Origin of the sequence: Legionella sp. PATHC032 (assembly GCF_026191185.1) — a bacterium.
In the GTDB taxonomy this organism is placed as follows: Bacteria; Pseudomonadota; Gammaproteobacteria; order Legionellales; family Legionellaceae; genus Legionella.
Genome location: NZ_JAPHOV010000001.1, coordinates 2,184,455 through 2,201,455 on the forward strand (window position 1 = coordinate 2,184,455; position 17,001 = coordinate 2,201,455).

Here is a 17,001-nt window from a genome sequence, read left to right on the forward strand (position 1 = left end):
AAAGATTAGGAAAGACCATGCACATACATAAAATTCAGGCACGTGAAATATTAGATTCTCGCGGTAATCCTACCATTGAGGCAGACGTTATACTAAAAACAGGTGTTATAGGAAGAGCAAGCGTTCCCTCAGGAGCCTCAACAGGAAGCCGGGAAGCATGTGAACTTAGAGACAATGATCCAAAGCGATACGCTGGCAAGGGCGTACAAAAAGCAGTTAAACACGTTAATAACGAGATAAATCAGGCATTACAAGGATTGACAGTTGAGGATCAGGAGAATTTGGACCGCATTTTATGCCAATTAGATAATACAGAAAACAAATCTCATCTGGGAGCTAATGCTATGTTAGCTACTTCTCTGGCATGTGCCAGAGCAAGAGCATTATCTCTTAATCAGCCATTGCATATGGCACTTAATCAGAGCGAGATGATGATCATGCCCGTTCCTATGATGAATATTCTCAATGGAGGTGCTCATGCTGATAATAATGTGGATATTCAGGAATTTATGATCATGCCAATTGGCGCCCCTGATTTTCCAATAGCATTACAAATGGGAACTGAAATCTTTCATGTACTGAAATCTGTGTTAAAAAAGCAAGGATTAAATACTTCTGTTGGTGATGAAGGTGGTTTTGCACCTAATATTCAATCTAATCGTCAGGCGCTGGATCTCCTTAGCGAAGCAACTGAAAAGGCAGGCTTTCGATTGGGAGAAGACATTGTATTTGCCCTGGATGTTGCGGCTTCCGAGCTTTTTAATGAGGGTTTTTATCATATGCATTCTGAAAATCAAAAATTTGATGCCTATCAACTCATAGAATACTATGCAAATCTCATTTCTAGTTATCCCATAGTCAGTATTGAAGATGGCCTGGATGAAAAAGACTGGTCAGGATGGAAGCAATTAACCACTCATTTGGGAAATAAAATTCAGCTCGTCGGAGATGATTTATTTGTTACTAATCCCCAAATTCTACTAGAAGGTATTGCTCAAGGAGTTGCTAACGCCATATTAATTAAAGTCAATCAAATAGGTACTTTAAGTGAAACCAGGCAGGCTATAAAGCTCGCATATGAAAATGGATACCGGTGTATAATGTCCCATCGTTCAGGAGAAACAGAAGATACCTTCATTGCTGATCTTGCAGTTGCCAGTGGTTGTGGTCAAATTAAAACCGGATCTTTGTGTCGTACAGACAGGACTGCGAAATATAATCAGCTATTGAGGATAAATGAATTGGCGTCTTTACCCTATGCTGGAAAAAACATACTAAAAAGGTGAGTTCAAGCTTTCAGCATTATTTATGTTTAAGTTGGGGGAGGGTGTTGAGTGTTGAATAGAACTCGGCATCAGCCCAAATTTAAATCAAGGATAATATAGATAAAATACAATTTAAAATCAGTTCGATAAAAAATTTAATACTATATAGCCTGAACACATATTGCTCCTCGTGGTAATAAGATACTACAATAGTCATTAGATACATTCTTCAATAGAAAATTCTATGCGCCCCATATTCATTGTCTTAATTATTGCTTTAGTTGCTTTACAACATAAGCTATGGCTAGGTGATGGAAATATCATCCAATGGATTAAACTCGAAAAAAAACTGGAGGCTCATAAAAATCAAAACGATAAATTAGCTGCCAGAAATAAAGCTTTGGAAGCAGATATCAAAGAGTTAAAAAGTGGGGATCAAGCCCTTGAAGAACAAGCTCGATATGAACTTGGCATGATTAAGCAGAATGAAGTCTATTATCAATTTGTCGATTAGGCTTCAAAAGAGGCTAGACCGGAATCAACTCTATATGCGATGAAGGAATTTTATCCCAAAGGCTTAATACAAACCCTCCACCACCTGAACCAGTTGGCTTAACAGCAATTGCACCATCAGCAAACAAATGATTCATATGTTGTTGTAAGCTTTCACTAACCAAACCCCATTGTAAAAAACAATCTGCCGCTTTATTTATCGCTTTTGCCAAACGATTTAAAGCATTGCCTCCCCCCTCTTCCAAAACAGCTTTTGCTTCCTGAACAGCCTCTACCATTTGCCTATCCACTTGGTGAGCAAGCTCTGGATTTTTATCCCATAAATATTCAACTTGCTGTATACAATGAGAAGTAATGCCAATTTGATTGCAAGAGGATAAATACCAATAGGGATAAATGGTTTGTTTTACTGGAGTACAAAGCCCGGACTTAAAATATACTCCGGTATCTGAGGCTACACCAGCTACATCCAAACCGCTGCTTTTACCATGAAACAGATGTTCTAATTGTTTGGCGAATTCACTGCATTGATTATCTTGTATCATTTTCTGCGTGCAATACCACCGACTCATTGCAACACAAAGCGCCGCCGAAGCACCCATGCCGACTCCAACAGGAATATTGGTTTCCAAATAAAAATGACCACCTAATTCATTCAGTGAACGCCCTAATAAATGCATACCGCGCTCTAATACACTCCAAAATAATAAATGCATATCAGAACCATTACTGCCTTTAAATTCTGCGCTCAAGGACGGAGAGGAAGGGTTATATTTCAAAGTTAATTGCCGCTCTTTAATAGGAAATACTAAAGCTTCATGTCCTCTTACTACTGCATGCTCACCTGCTAAAATCCACTTGCCAAAAGTGGTGGTTTCAAAATCATAAAACATCATAGTTTCCTACCAAATAATCCGATTTAAATTGTCGTGCGAGATCTATTTGATCTGATCTATAAAGCAAATGAACATTAGGACCGGCATCCATAGTCACTACAGGGCCATCGCCTTTCTCGTTCCAAAATTTTTCAATAACATTCAATATATGTAAGGTATTATCTGTTATGTAAGAAAATGGTTTTTCACAGGTTTTAAATAATTGATGCATGTCGAGAAATTCATGCCAGCAAATTTGGTATATACTCGTCCAATCTTTATTTTCAAAAGCGTTCAGTAATAATTTCAAATTTGCCTCGGCCCTTTCACTTCGCGTTTCATAAAAAGGACTTGTTTTAACCAGCTTATGCGCCACCCTGGACGGTATTTCTTTTTCCTGGCTGCTAATTACTATGACTTGGTGTAATAAATCTTTATAAGGCAAATCAATTGCAGAGACTTTATCTCCCGTCCATAACGCCCATGGCGCATAAAAAGAACGACAAGACGACCCCGAACCTAATCGACTCAATTGTGCTTGCTCATCAATAGAAGGCAAAGGTTTTTGAGTAAGTTCACTTAATGCAATTGACGCACACTTTGTTAAGGCAGCAAAACTGGAAGCAGAGCTCGCTAAACCACTACTATGAGGGAAATTATTACTGGATTGAATTAAAAATCCACCAATATATCCAAAATACTCTTTCAATCGTATTAAATGATCAATAAAGCGTTTTTGCGCCTCAGCTGACAGGTTGAATTCTGGTGCTCCAGGAATACCAAGCGGCTCCCAAATGTCTTTTTTAGTTGGTAATTTCTCTAATTTCACAGAACTTAATAAATTACTCAAGGTGTAAGATAGAGAAGAATTATCAGGTAAATTGGAATCTTCATCTTTTTTACCCATATATTTGATCAAAGCAATATTAGCTGGTGCCTGAGCAAACCAATGCATAGTTAGTCTCCTTGAGGTCAATGACCAGGTGCATCATTCCATAAAATCTTATGTAATTGTAGTTGAAAACGAACTGGTAATTTATCCTGAATTATCCAATTTGCAAGATCAGTAGGATTTAGCTGATTCCAACTTGGAGAAAATAAGAGTTGTGCCCGTTCAGCTAACTGATATTCACTTAGTATACTACACGCCCATTCATAATCATTTCGGCTGCATAATACAAACTTAATCTGATCAGTGGGTTTCAGAAAATTCAAATTGGACAGCAAGTTTTTATCAGCCTCCCTGGAATCGGGAGTTTTTAAGTCCATGATGATCATAACTCGTTGATCTACACAGGCTATATCTCTGGCGCCACTGGTTTCCAAAGAAACAAAGTACCCCGCATCACAAAGTTTACTTAATAAAGGGATACAGCCAGGTTGAGCTAGTGGTTCACCACCAGTAACACAAACATGTTGGCATTGATAGGAAGCGACTTTATTCAAAATATCATCTATTTCAACGACTTCACCTCCTGAAAAAGCATAAGCCGTATCACAATACTGACATCGCAATGGACAACCAGTCAGACGAACAAATACAGTAGGTAAGCCTACTGTTACTGATTCTCCTTGCAATGAATGAAAAATCTCCGTAATTCTTAATTGTTCATTAAATCGTTTCATAAAGCATTAATTGCTTCCAATTTAGAGCTGGCTAGTTGTGCTGTTGGCGTATCAGGATATGTTTTAACGACTTGTTGAAAACGCTTTTTGGCTTCTTGTTTGTCACCTTTCCCAGCATAAGCATAACCAGATTTTAACAAACTGGCAGCAGCCTTGCTGGATGAAGGATATTGCTGCAAAACAATCTCAAAATGTTCTATTGCTTTAGAATAATCTTTTTTAACGAGATATAATTCACCTAACCAATATTCTGCATTGGCAGTATAACCACCTCTGGGATATTTTTGCACAAAAGTCTGCATAGACTTAATCGCTTCATCATAGCGTTTGTTTTTAACTAACTCGTAGGCAGCCAGGTAGCTTATCTGTTCATCTGCAGGATTAGCCCTGGAAACAGCAATAACAGGCTGTGGTTTACTATTATTAGATGATCCTGCTTTGATTTGAGGAGAAGTCGCTTTTAAAGTTGCTGGAGAACTAGATCCTAATGAAATATCTGTTGCTGGTTTATCATTTTGAATAGTTTTTGCCGAAGTTGAAGAATTGGATAGTCGAGAATCCAAATCCTTGTAGAAAGCTACTTGCTGCTGCTGTAATAATTTTAAATCGTGCGCCTGTACTTCAAGCTGGCCACGTAACTCTTGTATTTCCTTTTGAAGTTGCTGAATTTTATCAATTAACTTTGCACTGTCGTTGATACTTTTTTGATCGTCTTTGACAAGTGCGGGTTCATCATAAGGTTGAGAAGTATCGGTTGCATAATTATCGTTTTGAAGCCCATCCAACTCGGCATTCTCAATTTGAGGTTCATCGTACTTGGGATTGACAAGAGGAGCATCATGCTCCTCTTGCCTATCAATCATTGCAAAATTTTCACTATCATCTATTACTGGCGCTTCCGCCCATAGGGCGAAAGGAAGCATCAGTACAAAACATACGGTGATAATGGATTTTTTGCAATTAATCATCTTGTTGCCTCATAAATAAACTCTACGCGTCGATTCTGCGCATGCGACGCTTCATCATGGCCATAATTAGCTGGGCGCTCTTTGCCATAGCTAACTACACGAATTTGTTGTCTGCTAACACCTGCCATACGCAAAATTTCAGCTACAGTATCAGCACGACGCTCACCAAGAGCAACGTTATATTCACGACTACCACGCTCATCAGTATGTCCTGCTATCATCACTCGAGCACCTGGGTGAGTCTTTAAATATTCTGCCTGCGCGTTCACTGAAGGTAAATATTTTGATGCCAAAGTGCTGTCATCATATGCAAACAAATACAATTGATTATGCGGTGCCTGCGTTGTATAAGATTCACCAGGCTCTTGTCCAGCAAAGTGAGTCATTTGCCCCAAACCTTGAGCAGTAGCATCACCATCACCTACAGCAGCACCACCATCCGCACTGCCTGGGGTTTTAGAACAGGCTGCAACCAATACAGCGCTTGCTACAAGCAGTCCCAGTTTATAAAACGATCCGGCTTTCATTCCACAATCTCCTTAAACTCTTCTTATTATTTTAGAAATTACACATGATAATCATGGAGAGCCATTGTACAATTCTTTTTATTTTTTGGCTATTCCTAATCACGTTTAATATGCGATACAACAAAGTCTGTTGCCGTTGCAGTAAATCGAAATGTAGCCTGGTTCGCGGCAATAACTCCGCCATAAGGAGTATCTTGTGAACAGGGTATTTGCAGGCTAACAATTCGCGAGCCTATAATTTGATTATCACTAATATGGGTTAGTACTATTTTTGCAGAAAATTCAAGAACACTAGGTTTCTTGATAAAATTTTGCTCTAACTTCAATAGTTGAGTATCTAATCGATAATCTGCTTCTTCACTATAAGGACTCGATGTGACGGCATAAAAATACCCGGAACTCTGTAGACTTTGTACTAATAAAGGAAAAAGCATATCTGCGGGAGGTGAAGTCCACGCGTTTTTTACAAATGGCTCCAATTTAAAAGGTTTCTTCATGTAAAGCATTTCTTCGGTCTGATATCCTGCTACCGCTTCAGGCAATGTAACTTGCATTGTGATGGGCCTGGGTTTCCTGGTCAATTGCTTGGTACTGTATGCTGTTAATTGATATTCGTTGGTCACTGGGACTTTAACAGGTGAACAACTCATCAGTGTTAATATTCCTAGTATAAAACAAACACTACTGAGAACTTTCATATTTTATTCCCCTGGCCCAAGTTTAGGTGCTTTCGTACCTCGAATAATCACAGAAGGGTTTTGTCTCATTTCATTACTGACCTTTTCAAGGTTCGCAGAAATGGCATTCAAGCGTCGCAATAAAATTACTGCTGGAGGTATGGCCTGTTGGGAAATTTGATCGATAGTATTCTTACCCGCTATCATCGTTTTTGAAACATCCTTACCCGCAGCACTCATATTGTCAGCCAAAGATTTGAATTTTGAAATACCTGTTTTTAAATCTTTTATCAACTGAGGGAATTGTTTGCTTGCCTTCGCCATATTAGCTACAAATACGTCAAAATTACTTAAAGAACTATTGATTGATTGACCATTGTCGGCAATTATTTCTGTAATACGTTCTATATTAGCCAATGATTTTCTCACATTGTCAGCGTTTTCTTCATTAAAGATAAGTTGTGCCTTTTCACTCACCGCACCTACATTCTCAGCAACCTCTTTTAAAACAGCATCCAACTGATTCAGAAGAGACGGTTTGGAGGGAATTACAGGATAGGGCTCTCCCGGCATTTTTCGTAAAGGAGTCAAATCGGATGAACCAGCAGATAACCCAACATAAGTGACGCCTGTAATACCTTGTGTAATTAAGGTTGCAGAAGTACTGGTTGTTATTGGCGTACTCTTTTCGATATTTAACAATAATTCCACTTGCCTGGGATCATTTTTATTGAGTTTAATTTCCTTGACATAACCAACCTGAACCCCATTAAATTTAACAGGCGATTCGACACTGAGGCCAGAAACAGACTCCTTGAGATACACAGTATAGGAAGTATACTCTTTCTGGTTAAATCCGACTGAGAGCCATAAACCCGCGGATAATAGACCGGCTGTCAGAATAAGTACAATGAGGCCTACTATGGTGTAGTTGGTTTTAGATTCCAAGTAAATTGTCCCCTCTGTTATAGTATTTCTTAGAATTTGCTAAAGTATTCAGCAATTAGCGGGTTTTTATTTTTCATCAATTCATTAATGGGTTCAACACTAAGAATCTTCCCATCACCTACAAATGCCACTCGATCCGTTGTTCTTTTCAAAGACTCTATATCATGACTCACCATAACTATTGTCAAATTTAACGCATCTCTTAAAAAAACAACCAAATCATCAAAAAGTCTGGCTCCCCTGGGATCCAAACCTGTTGTAGGCTCATCCAGAAATAATAACTCTGGATCCATTGCAATAGCTCTTGCCGCAGCAGCTCTTCTCTGCATCCCCCCGCTTAACTCGGAAGGATATTTCACAGCCGCTTCCTTAGATAAGCCTACCAAAGTTATTTTTAAAAGTGCCAGTTCTTTCATAAAATCCTGATCTAAAGTAGTGAATTCTCTCATTGGGAACATCACATTCTCGAGAACGGTCATGGCTGAAAATAAAGCACTGTGTTGAAATAACATACCCCATCGGCGCCTAAGCTTAAAAGCTTGCTCCGCATCAAGATTATAAATTTCTTCACCGAATACTTTAATACTACCCGCAGAAGGTTTCAATAACATCAGCAAACTGCGTAATATAGTGGTTTTGCCACTTCCAGAGCCACCTATAATAGCCAGGATTTCTCCTCTCTCTACGGTGAGATTAATATCGGTGTGCACCCATTGACCGCCAAGGCAATTTTTCATTCCCTTGATTTCAATGACTGGTTCGCTCATTTATAAACCCATCCAGCTATAAGCTATGGAGAAAGCAGCGTCAGCAATAATAATTAAGAATAAAGCTTGCACAACACTTTTGGTTGTTTGGCTTCCTATACTATCAGCACTTGATTCTACTCTAAACCCCTGAAAACAACCCACTAAAGCAATTAATATTGAGAAGGCAGGAGCTTTATATAAACCCAGCATCATTTGGTTAAGTCCTACGGAATCTCTCAAGCGAGTTAAAAAATCTTCGAAACCGATGTTTAACATATTTTTGGACATGATCATTGCCCCCCAAATGCTAAAGATATCTGCCCAAAAAATTAACAAAGGAAACACTATTAATAAACCCAATACTTTTGGTAAGACTAATAATTCAGTAGGAGAAAGCCCCATGGTCAAGATCGCATCTACTTCTTCATTAATCTTCATACTGCCGATTTGAGCTGTGAATGATGAACTGGTTCTCCCCGCTACAATAATTGCTGTAATTAAAGGGCCAAATTCCCGAAAAATTGCCATGCCAGATAAATAAGCAATAAAAATATTGGCACCATAAGTTTCTAATTGTAAACCCATTTGATAAGCTAAAACGACTCCTATCAAAAAAGACAACAAGCCAATGATAGGCAATGCTTTTAGCCCGGCAGAATCAATAACAGAAACAATACTGGGTAAATGAAATCGCCGCCAATAAGCAAACGCTTCGAAAAGCCTTGTGCTTAAATCTCCAATCAAAATAATCAACCCATCAACCTGATGCAATTTATTTTCTGACTCCTTACCAATCTGATAAAGTATGCCCTCTTTAGAAACAACAGGTAATTGGTAGGAAAGAATCTCCTGTTTGGATTCTATGAGTTCCAGCATTTGCTGTTGGCTGTCGGAAAAATTGATTAATTCAACCTGGTTATTTCTTTTTTTAAGCTCATCTACGCATTTCTTTAATGCCAAAGCCCCGGCACTATCAAAGGCACTTATTTTTTCACCGTTTATAGTTATTTTTTGCGAATCAGGCAATGGGCTTTCGCCAAATTTTTTAGGTAATCCATCAAGTGATAAAACAGACCAGGAACCACAACACTGGTATGTTGCATTCTTTTGCTCGAAAACAATTTGTGCGCTAGTCTGTTCCATAGTTATTTCTTTTATTGAATTTTCCTAGAATAATACAAAATACCACAAGACCGCAAAACATTACGATTCATGGTATCATAATAATATAGGCAGTGCTCTTTTATCATCAGGTTATCTTCATGAATGAAACATTAATTGAAATCCAGACTAACCTCATCAAGCAAGCGGAAACAGAACTTATTCAATCTAATCGGCTCCTGGAATCTTTACAACAGAAAAAAGAACTGCCGGAAGAATTCGACTCTGATGAGTTAGACTCACTCAAATCTCTCATTTTGGTTTTGCAATACAGGCTGGATACACAAAATGCCTTAAGCCAGTTAGGTAATTTACAACAATACCTGCTTCAGTTATTAGGGATAGAAGCCAAGCATTCTTTTGAATTCAATATTGAGCGATTGGCCTTTGCTCTGGGAACAGATGAATTAAAACAAATTCTGTCGATGCTTAATCATTTGGTAGATTCGTTGTTACGTGTTATTGCCCAAAAGCAACTTAAAGAGTCTCAGGACAAAAAGAAATCACTTCAACAGGCCAGGCAATGCAAACCGATAGATACCCTGGTTAAGGTTTTGAATAAGCAAAAATTATTTATGGCAAAACTTGATGAATTAAAGCTGGCTCTTGAAAACATTGGGGGAGCTCCACAACCAGGCATAGTTTATGACCATATTGCCGCGTTACAGGGGCCCATATCCCGTTTCTACCAAGCACTACAACATGGCTTAGGCTTAAGTAACTCTCTTTATCAACAATTGCATAAAAAGAATCAATTCAGTTATCAATTACCCGATACCTTGCTTAAACCAGAACATGTAATTCGCAATATGAATTTTCATCCCGAATCGCAGCGACTATTTAAAACAACCTTGGAACGCAATAAGATGGAGAGCCTTGAGGAACGTGCTGCAGCCAAAAGGCTCGGGCATTTTTTTAATCATTAGCCATAATAAATCACTTACTGCCTCAATAAAATTTATACTCATTTCCAGCAATCATTTTGCTCAAAAAATAATCAAAAAATCCCCTGTAGTCTATACTTAAGTAGAATACGCTTTAAGGAGTAAAATAATGGAAAGTTTTATCTTTAAAGGGACCTCTTTACTAAAACTGGCGCTAGCTTTTACCCTTTTGATTGTTGCTTTGATTTTAGTCACTCCTGCCAATGCAAAAGCGGTTAACAGAGACATCAATCCGATAATTAATAAAGCCAATCCGACTCAAGTTGCTTACTGGGTACGCTATCGATATTGGGGTCCATATTACTATCGCGGATACTATTACAGGCCATATTACTATCGTTGGGGATATCCTTATTACAGACCTTATTATCGACCTTACTACAGACCTTATTACTATTACCGCTGGTAAGCAATAGTCTACTGTTGACCTACGATGATAGGTTTACTGTAATATGGACAAAGATGCAAGCTGTAATATTGACATGATAGCAACAGGATCCATTTATAATTGGAGGTTATGCTTATTAGGTCCATTTTGAGATTTGAGTAAAGTAAGTTCAGTTATTTTCTCATTCAAGCAATTGATATAAAGGTCAAGTCTGTAACTAATGTGACCTTGTTTTGATTTAATATGATTGCCAATAACACAAGCGGCCGAGCGATCAGTTAACGATCCAGAAAAATTAGATAGATTCACTGAACTAATGATATTCTCATCGAGTTTAGTAAACCCCCATTGCCCATTATACAAACATCCGTAAACAAAATAATAATACAACTCATTTTGCAAACAACTCTTGATTCTTATCAAAGTAGGTTTTTTTTGGGATAGTTCTTTTTTTATTCCATCCAGTTTTGAGCGTGCTTCAAATTCATTTTCTACAGGGGTATCAATTGATTTCAAAGCAATATAACCAGGTGGACAAACATCGGGACTTTTTAGGCCAGTGTCGTCAAATAGAAATGCAAGGACAATATTCCAATCATAATCATGATCATTAGGATTAAGCTTGCCTACTGAATCGAGATCAATTATATAGGCTCTAAAGGTACCATCTTGCTTTCTTTCTATCAAAAAATTATCATATTTAACATCGCAGTGCTTCAATCCAAGTTCAGTAAAACGCTTAAACTCAGAAAATACTGCATGTGTTAGTTGACACCAAGTCAACTGATCTTCTTCCCTGCTAATAAAAGAAAATAGAGTTTTACCAGGTAAATAAGGGAGAACCAATCGAATGCCGTTATCTGTAAATAAGTAGGCTTTGTTACCTGGATGAACCAAATTCCACACGTCCAATTCATGCTGATAACGTCTTTTATTATATTCATTATTAAGTTTTTGATCTCTAAGATCTGACAAGGCACGGACTTTATCTGGTTTAGGTTGCTTAACAACATATTTTGGAGACGTGTTTTGATGACAAAAAAATCTGGTCCATGCAGTCCACCCATGTGATGGTACACCATTTGGTGTGAATTCATCACCCTCATCTTCTTCAATATATGATTCGTCGTCATTCTCGTTTGTAGAAAAATAGTATTGTAATTTAGATTTCATGATAATTACCTTAAATTTATTATCAAAATAGCGAATAAACGAAAGAATATTAGTTAACCCATAGCCAAATTAAGCTTCTAATTAAAACACTATGCAGAATAAAAACACAATAGTCTATTTGATGATTTCATGCTAAAATTGATGCTATTTTTCAAAAGTAAATTTAGGCATGCAAAACGAATACAGCCAATTTGAACAGCGTAAGCGCGATCACATAGAACTAGCCTTAATGCCAGCTAATCAAAGCAGCGAGTTAAATCCCTTTGATCATTTTTCTTTGGTACATGAAGCCTTACCTGATCTTGATTTTAAAGATATTTCCATACAAAGCACCCGGTTTAAAAAACCGGTTGAAAAACCATTTATTATCAGTTCAATGACAGCCGGCCATTCCAATGCTATAGAAATTAACCATCGATTGATGGAAGCTTGCTCAATGACAAAATGGGCAATGGGCGTTGGTTCACAGCGAAGAGAATTAACCGACAAACAAGCTGCGTTTGAGTGGGAACCACTCCGTCGTGATTTCCCTGTGGTCAGCCTGTTCAGTAACCTGGGAATCGCTCAGTTGATTGACACCCCAATTTCTGCAATCCAGCGTTTAATTGATACTTTACACGCTGAAGCATTAATTATTCATTGCAATCCATTACAGGAGTGTATTCAACCGGAAGGAACAACTAATTTTCAAGGGTGTTGGGCAGCATTGGAAGCATTAGTCAAAAAGATTACCTCTCCAGTTATAATAAAAGAAACTGGTTGTGGCTTTTCAAAAAGTACACTGCTCCGGTTAAATAATATAGGTATTGCCGCTGTTGATGTCAGTGGTGTGGGAGGTACGCATTGGGGGCGAATTGAAGGACATCGGGCAAACAAAGATCCGATAAGGCACCGAACTGCAGATACTTTCCGAAATTGGGGAATTGATACCTTGCAAAGCATTCATAATGCCATAAGCCTCAATCCTTCCTTCGAAATTTGGGGTTCTGGCGGCGTAAGAAATGGTCTGGATGCCGCAAAACTGTTTGCGCTGGGTGCTACCACAGTCGGCTTCGCGAAACCCATGCTTGAAGCGGCTTTGGATTCAACCGGGCAAGTACTTACCCAAATGGATACAATTGAATATGAATTGAAAACTGCTATGTTTTGTACTGGCAGCCTGGTTCTTGATGATTTAAAGGAGAAGGCATGTCCATAGCTGCTAATGCTGGTGAATTATTTCGAGGATTCTCAAAATTATCACGTGAAGAGCGCTTTCAAAGATTATGTGCTTTAGGGGCCTTGACTCATGAAGACATAATATTTCTTAAACAAGGTGGTATTAAAGATTTAAATCTGGCCGACAAGTTGATTGAAAATGTGATTGGATATTTTCAGCTTCCATTGGGTGTGGCTACTAATTTTAATATTGATGGACGTGATTATGTAATACCCTTGGCAGTTGAGGAAACCTCTATTATTGCCGCTCTCTCCAAATCAGCAAAATGGATTAGGCAACATGGTGAAATCAATACATGGATTCATGGAGAAAGTATTCTTGGACAAATTCAACTGGCAAAGGTAAAGGATTTTCAAAGATTCTCTGATCTCTTTAATAAAAATCGTCAATATTTTATAGAAATAGCGAATAAAGACGTTGCCGCCAATATGGTCAAACGAGGCGGCGGTGTTACCGATTTGCTAGTACGTCATTTAAAGAGAGAAGATGGGCAAGATATGGCAGTAATTCATTTGGCGATGAACAGCTGCGACGCTATGGGTGCCAATATCATCAATCAAGTACTTGAATATTTAAAACAACCCATAGAGCAAATAACTGGTGAAGAAGTCACCATGTGTATTTTATCCAACTTAAACGATCAAAAATTAACGACCGCTCAAGTCATTATTCGTAATATTGACCCAATCCTCGGCCAAAAATTGCAAGAGGCCTCACTCTTTGCAGAAATAGACCCCTATCGTGCTGCTACCCATAATAAAGGGGTTATGAATGGAATTGATCCGGTTTTAATTGCTACAGGTAATGATTGGCGGGCTGTGGAAGCTGGGATACACGCCTATGCGGCACGTTCTGGACAATACAAAGCGATCACTCGTTGGCGGTATCAAAATGAAATACTCACAGGAGAATTAACTGCTCCTATCATAGTAGGTACTGTTGGAGGCGTAACCTCTTTACACCCCACGGCTAAAATGTGTTTACGCATGATGGATATCACTTCTGCCAATCAACTCTCACAAGTTATTGCAGCAGTTGGGCTAGTGCAAAATCTTGGCGCACTCAAAGCTTTATGCACTGATGGAATCATTCAAGGGCATATGAAATTGCATATTGATAATTTGCTATTAGTTGCAGGGGCCAATGAAAATGAAATGCCCGTGCTAAAAGAAAAATTGCAAGAATGGCTTAACTTAAACAAACGAGTCAGCTTGAATAACGCTTATGACTTATTAGCTGAAATCCGACAAGCCCCTGTTGCAGTATGAAATGGCAAATTCCCGCTAAAACATTTTTATTAGGAGAATACGCTGCCATTGCGGGAGAACCGGCTATCCTCTTAACGACGAGTCCTTATTTTACTCTTACATTAACCGACAATGCAAAATTAGAAGGAATTCATTCAGAGTCACCTGCTGGATTATGGTGGCAAAAAAATTGGTATCCTCCCTTTGGCCTATCCTGGCAAGATCCTTATCAAGGCCAAGGTGGCCTGGGAGCATCCAGTGCTCAATTTTTAGCCTGTTATTTGGCAACTTGTTTACTGCAAAAGATTCCCCCTCAACTAAACCATATGCTTGAGGCCTATTATCAATCGTCCTGGTCAGGTTTTGGATTAAGGCCAAGTGGTTATGATGTGATTGCTCAGTCACAGCAAGGTTGTGTTTACATTAATAAACAAAAAAATCAGGTTGATTCTTTCCCATGGCCATTTAAAGATTTATCGTTCTTGATCATTCACACAGGCAACAAACTGGCAACACATCATCATCTTAAAGAAGCCACCCTACCTTCTCAAATAGATTACCTGGCTTCCTTGGTTGTCAAAGCAAAAGAGGCTTTTGATTTAGCTCATAGCCATCATTTAATCCAATGTATTAACTTATATGCTCAAAAACTGTCAGAATTAAATCTGGTGAATCAACATAGTCTAGCTCTTATCCAGTCTATAAAATCTTATCCAGAAGTCTTGGCAATAAAGGGCTGTGGCGCTTTGGGAGCTGATACATTATTAATTCTTGCCGATAAAAGAGACTTACAATCCCTCAAAGATAAAGTTCAAGATCAAAACTGGTCAATTTTAGCTACAGAAAATAATCTAACTACCAGGAACAATAATATCTTGCTTGAAAAAAGCATATAAATAACACATCTTGTTTGTTAAACAAAAATAATCTCTAAAAAGACTTGAAATTCTGCTCTAATCCGGTATGATTTCAGCCTCTTCAGGGCCGTTAGCTCAGGTGGTAGAGCAGGAGGCTTTTAACCTCTGTGTCATAGGTTCGAATCCTATACGGCCCACCAGTTTTTAATAAACTTATACCATCAACTATTGTATTTTGCTGGTTATACCCTGAAAGGGCCGTTAGCTCAGGTGGTAGAGCAGGAGGCTTTTAACCTCTGTGTCATAGGTTCGAATCCTATACGGCCCACCATTCTGGTCTCCCTCCTGTATCAGACAGACCAGAAATATAAAATGATCATCCACACCCCATTGCGCTCGTAGCTCAGCTGGATAGAGTACTTGGCTTCGAACCAAGGTGTCGGGGGTTCGAGTCCCTCCGAGCGCGCCATTTAAAATCAAGCACTTAGCTCTAGTTTGTGTCCAAAAAACCAAGTTACTGTGACCAAAACGTGTCTAAACACGTTCAGCCGCAGCTCTGAGATGTGCACTTGAAAGGTGTGCATACCGCAACACCATTTCATAATTAGACCACCCACCGAGTTGTTGTAGCTCATGTAAAGGTGTACCATTTTGCACATGCCAACTTGCCCAAGTATGGCGTAAATCATGCCAACGAAAATCATTAATACCTGCACGTATTAATGCCTTTTGCCAAGCGTGGTTATTACAACGAGTTACCGGATTTCCATTGTATGTAAATACATACGTTGAATTCCTTCCCTGCTGTGCTTTTAAAATTGAGATTGCTTGTTTGTTTAACGGTACTGGTATGGGGCGCTTGGATTTAGATTCATCAGCATGTATGAGCGCATGCTTTTTATCTAAATTTATTTCGCTCCATTTCAATTGCGTTACATTAGACTCTCTAAGACCTGTTGCTAATGTGAAAGAAGCCATTGCCTCTAAATGAGGAGGTAATTCTTTCAAAAGCAAATTAGCTTCTTCCTTCGTTAACCAACGGATGCGTTTATTCTCAATTTTTCGCATCCTAATAATAGGAGTCTTATCAAGCCAACCCCACTCTTTATGAGCGCGATTTAAAATTGCACGAACCAATTCCAAAACCCTATTAACAGTGGTTAAGGAAACATGCTCTGCTTCCTTCTTCTTAGCAATAAACTCAATTAAATCTCTGTCAATATCAGAAAGTTTTTTTGCTCTTAAAAAGGAATCTAACCATGCCAGATGGTATTTATCTGTTTCCAGACTACGCTTATGAGACGATTCATCAATCCACCTCAATACCGCATCCATCCAGGTTCTATTCGGCAATGACTTAATTTTATCGGTTTGCCACAATTCATGCTTCAGTTGATCATGTAACCGCAGCGCATCTTCTCTTATTTCAGTCCCAGTACTTTTGCGTACTCTTTTTCCTTGGTGCCTGATATCAAGCCACCAAACTCCATCTCTTTTGTAGAGTGCCATTCTTTATTACTCCTAACATAAGCACCCTGCGAAGCGTCGCAAGTAGAGTACTTGTTTCTAATATGCATCACAAGATCTTGTTCTATAAATATCCATCTTCGGCCAATTTTGACGCCTGGTAGCTGGCCATTCGCAGCCATGCGCCTAAGGCTTTCTTTATGTACACCTAAAAATTGTGAGGCCTGCAAAATATTCATTGTTTTCATAAGGCAATCCTTACGCTTGATAAAAGTAATTAATGGATAGCTTTTGAGTAAAATCAGATGTCTGATGTTGGCACTTTAATTTAGATCGATTTCTAAAATTATGTGATAGAAATTTAACGCACTGGGTTTGTGAATATAGCCTAACCTTT

19 protein-coding genes and 3 tRNA genes are annotated in these 17,001 nt (G+C 38.6%); 10 read left to right on the forward strand and 12 right to left on the reverse strand.

Going from position 1 to position 17,001, the window contains the following annotated elements; all coding sequences use genetic code 11:
• Positions 1-17: 17 nt before the first annotated feature.
• On the forward strand, positions 18-1,286 hold the full coding sequence (gene eno, locus OQJ02_RS09800; RefSeq protein ID WP_265718988.1) for a phosphopyruvate hydratase: 1,269 nt from the start codon (positions 18-20) through the stop codon (positions 1,284-1,286).
• A 223-nt stretch (positions 1,287-1,509) separates the two neighbouring features.
• A complete protein-coding gene (ftsB, locus tag OQJ02_RS09805; protein ID WP_265718989.1) occupies positions 1,510-1,779 on the forward strand; it encodes a cell division protein FtsB in 270 nt (89 codons plus the stop codon).
• Positions 1,780-1,792: 13 nt separating this feature from the next.
• Here the strand turns inward: ftsB and OQJ02_RS09810 are convergent, their stop codons facing one another.
• The 9 genes from OQJ02_RS09810 to OQJ02_RS09850 form a co-directional block, all read right to left on the reverse strand.
• Positions 1,793-2,671: a mevalonate kinase gene (locus OQJ02_RS09810; protein ID WP_265718990.1), complete on the reverse strand. Its 879-nt coding sequence runs from the start codon at positions 2,669-2,671 to the stop codon at positions 1,793-1,795.
• Positions 2,661-3,608: a diphosphomevalonate/mevalonate 3,5-bisphosphate decarboxylase family protein gene (locus tag OQJ02_RS09815; protein WP_265718991.1), complete on the reverse strand. Its 948-nt coding sequence runs from the start codon at positions 3,606-3,608 to the stop codon at positions 2,661-2,663. The genes OQJ02_RS09810 and OQJ02_RS09815 overlap by 11 nt, the downstream gene beginning before the upstream one ends.
• A 17-nt stretch (positions 3,609-3,625) precedes the next feature.
• Positions 3,626-4,279, reverse strand: coding sequence for a 7-carboxy-7-deazaguanine synthase QueE (queE, locus tag OQJ02_RS09820; RefSeq protein WP_265718992.1), 654 nt, complete (start codon positions 4,277-4,279; stop codon positions 3,626-3,628).
• The gene (gene ybgF / locus OQJ02_RS09825; protein WP_265718993.1) at positions 4,276-5,247 is read right to left on the reverse strand and encodes a tol-pal system protein YbgF; all 972 of its coding nucleotides are present in this window, start codon (positions 5,245-5,247) and stop codon (positions 4,276-4,278) included. Before ybgF ends, queE begins: the two co-directional genes overlap by 4 nt.
• Entirely contained in the window at positions 5,244-5,774 is a 531-nt protein-coding gene (gene pal, locus OQJ02_RS09830; RefSeq protein ID WP_010947759.1) for a peptidoglycan-associated lipoprotein Pal, read from the reverse strand. The genes ybgF and pal overlap by 4 nt, the downstream gene beginning before the upstream one ends.
• Before the next feature lie 95 nt (positions 5,775-5,869).
• Positions 5,870-6,472: an ABC-type transport auxiliary lipoprotein family protein gene (locus OQJ02_RS09835; protein WP_265718994.1), complete on the reverse strand. Its 603-nt coding sequence runs from the start codon at positions 6,470-6,472 to the stop codon at positions 5,870-5,872.
• 3 nt (positions 6,473-6,475) lie between these two features.
• The gene (locus OQJ02_RS09840; protein WP_265718995.1) at positions 6,476-7,399 is read right to left on the reverse strand and encodes an MlaD family protein; all 924 of its coding nucleotides are present in this window, start codon (positions 7,397-7,399) and stop codon (positions 6,476-6,478) included.
• Between the two features lie 29 nt (positions 7,400-7,428).
• Positions 7,429-8,166 (reverse strand): ABC transporter ATP-binding protein, encoded by a 738-nt coding sequence (locus OQJ02_RS09845; RefSeq protein ID WP_265718996.1) that lies wholly within the window; start codon positions 8,164-8,166, stop codon positions 7,429-7,431.
• Positions 8,167-9,291: an MlaE family ABC transporter permease gene (locus OQJ02_RS09850; RefSeq protein WP_265718997.1), complete on the reverse strand. Its 1,125-nt coding sequence runs from the start codon at positions 9,289-9,291 to the stop codon at positions 8,167-8,169. It abuts the gene before it with no gap.
• Between the two features lie 119 nt (positions 9,292-9,410).
• Between OQJ02_RS09850 and OQJ02_RS09855 the strand changes: the two genes are divergently transcribed.
• Positions 9,411-10,235 (forward strand): hypothetical protein, encoded by an 825-nt coding sequence (locus tag OQJ02_RS09855; RefSeq protein ID WP_265718998.1) that lies wholly within the window; start codon positions 9,411-9,413, stop codon positions 10,233-10,235.
• A 127-nt stretch (positions 10,236-10,362) separates the two neighbouring features.
• Positions 10,363-10,662 (forward strand): hypothetical protein, encoded by a 300-nt coding sequence (locus OQJ02_RS09860; protein WP_265718999.1) that lies wholly within the window; start codon positions 10,363-10,365, stop codon positions 10,660-10,662.
• Positions 10,663-10,755: 93 nt separating this feature from the next.
• Here OQJ02_RS09860 and OQJ02_RS09865 read toward each other — a convergent pair whose 3' ends face one another.
• Positions 10,756-11,814 carry a hypothetical protein gene (locus OQJ02_RS09865; RefSeq protein WP_265719000.1) on the reverse strand — a complete coding sequence of 353 codons (1,059 nt, stop codon included), beginning with the start codon at positions 11,812-11,814 and terminating at the stop codon, positions 10,756-10,758.
• A 169-nt stretch (positions 11,815-11,983) separates the two neighbouring features.
• Between OQJ02_RS09865 and fni the strand changes: the two genes are divergently transcribed.
• The 6 genes from fni to OQJ02_RS09895 all read left to right on the forward strand — a co-directional run bounded on the left by fni (position 11,984) and on the right by OQJ02_RS09895 (position 15,606).
• Positions 11,984-13,012 carry a type 2 isopentenyl-diphosphate Delta-isomerase gene (gene fni / locus OQJ02_RS09870; RefSeq protein ID WP_265719001.1) on the forward strand — a complete coding sequence of 343 codons (1,029 nt, stop codon included), beginning with the start codon at positions 11,984-11,986 and terminating at the stop codon, positions 13,010-13,012.
• On the forward strand, positions 13,003-14,301 hold the full coding sequence (locus OQJ02_RS09875; RefSeq protein WP_265719002.1) for a hydroxymethylglutaryl-CoA reductase, degradative: 1,299 nt from the start codon (positions 13,003-13,005) through the stop codon (positions 14,299-14,301). The genes fni and OQJ02_RS09875 overlap by 10 nt, the downstream gene beginning before the upstream one ends.
• Positions 14,298-15,176, forward strand: a complete 879-nt coding sequence (locus OQJ02_RS09880; protein WP_265719003.1) for a mevalonate kinase — start codon at positions 14,298-14,300, stop codon at positions 15,174-15,176. The genes OQJ02_RS09875 and OQJ02_RS09880 overlap by 4 nt, the downstream gene beginning before the upstream one ends.
• Before the next feature lie 85 nt (positions 15,177-15,261).
• Positions 15,262-15,337 (forward strand) — tRNA-Lys (locus OQJ02_RS09885).
• Positions 15,338-15,392: 55 nt separating this feature from the next.
• A tRNA-Lys gene (locus OQJ02_RS09890) sits at positions 15,393-15,468 on the forward strand.
• A gap of 61 nt (positions 15,469-15,529) precedes the next feature.
• Positions 15,530-15,606, forward strand: a tRNA-Arg gene (locus tag OQJ02_RS09895).
• 65 nt (positions 15,607-15,671) lie between these two features.
• Here OQJ02_RS09895 and OQJ02_RS09900 read toward each other — a convergent pair.
• Positions 15,672-16,646: a tyrosine-type recombinase/integrase gene (locus OQJ02_RS09900; protein WP_015444326.1), complete on the reverse strand. Its 975-nt coding sequence runs from the start codon at positions 16,644-16,646 to the stop codon at positions 15,672-15,674.
• On the reverse strand, positions 16,559-16,852 hold the full coding sequence (locus OQJ02_RS09905; protein ID WP_040148067.1) for a helix-turn-helix domain-containing protein: 294 nt from the start codon (positions 16,850-16,852) through the stop codon (positions 16,559-16,561). The genes OQJ02_RS09900 and OQJ02_RS09905 overlap by 88 nt, the downstream gene beginning before the upstream one ends.
• Positions 16,853-17,001 lie beyond the last annotated feature (149 nt).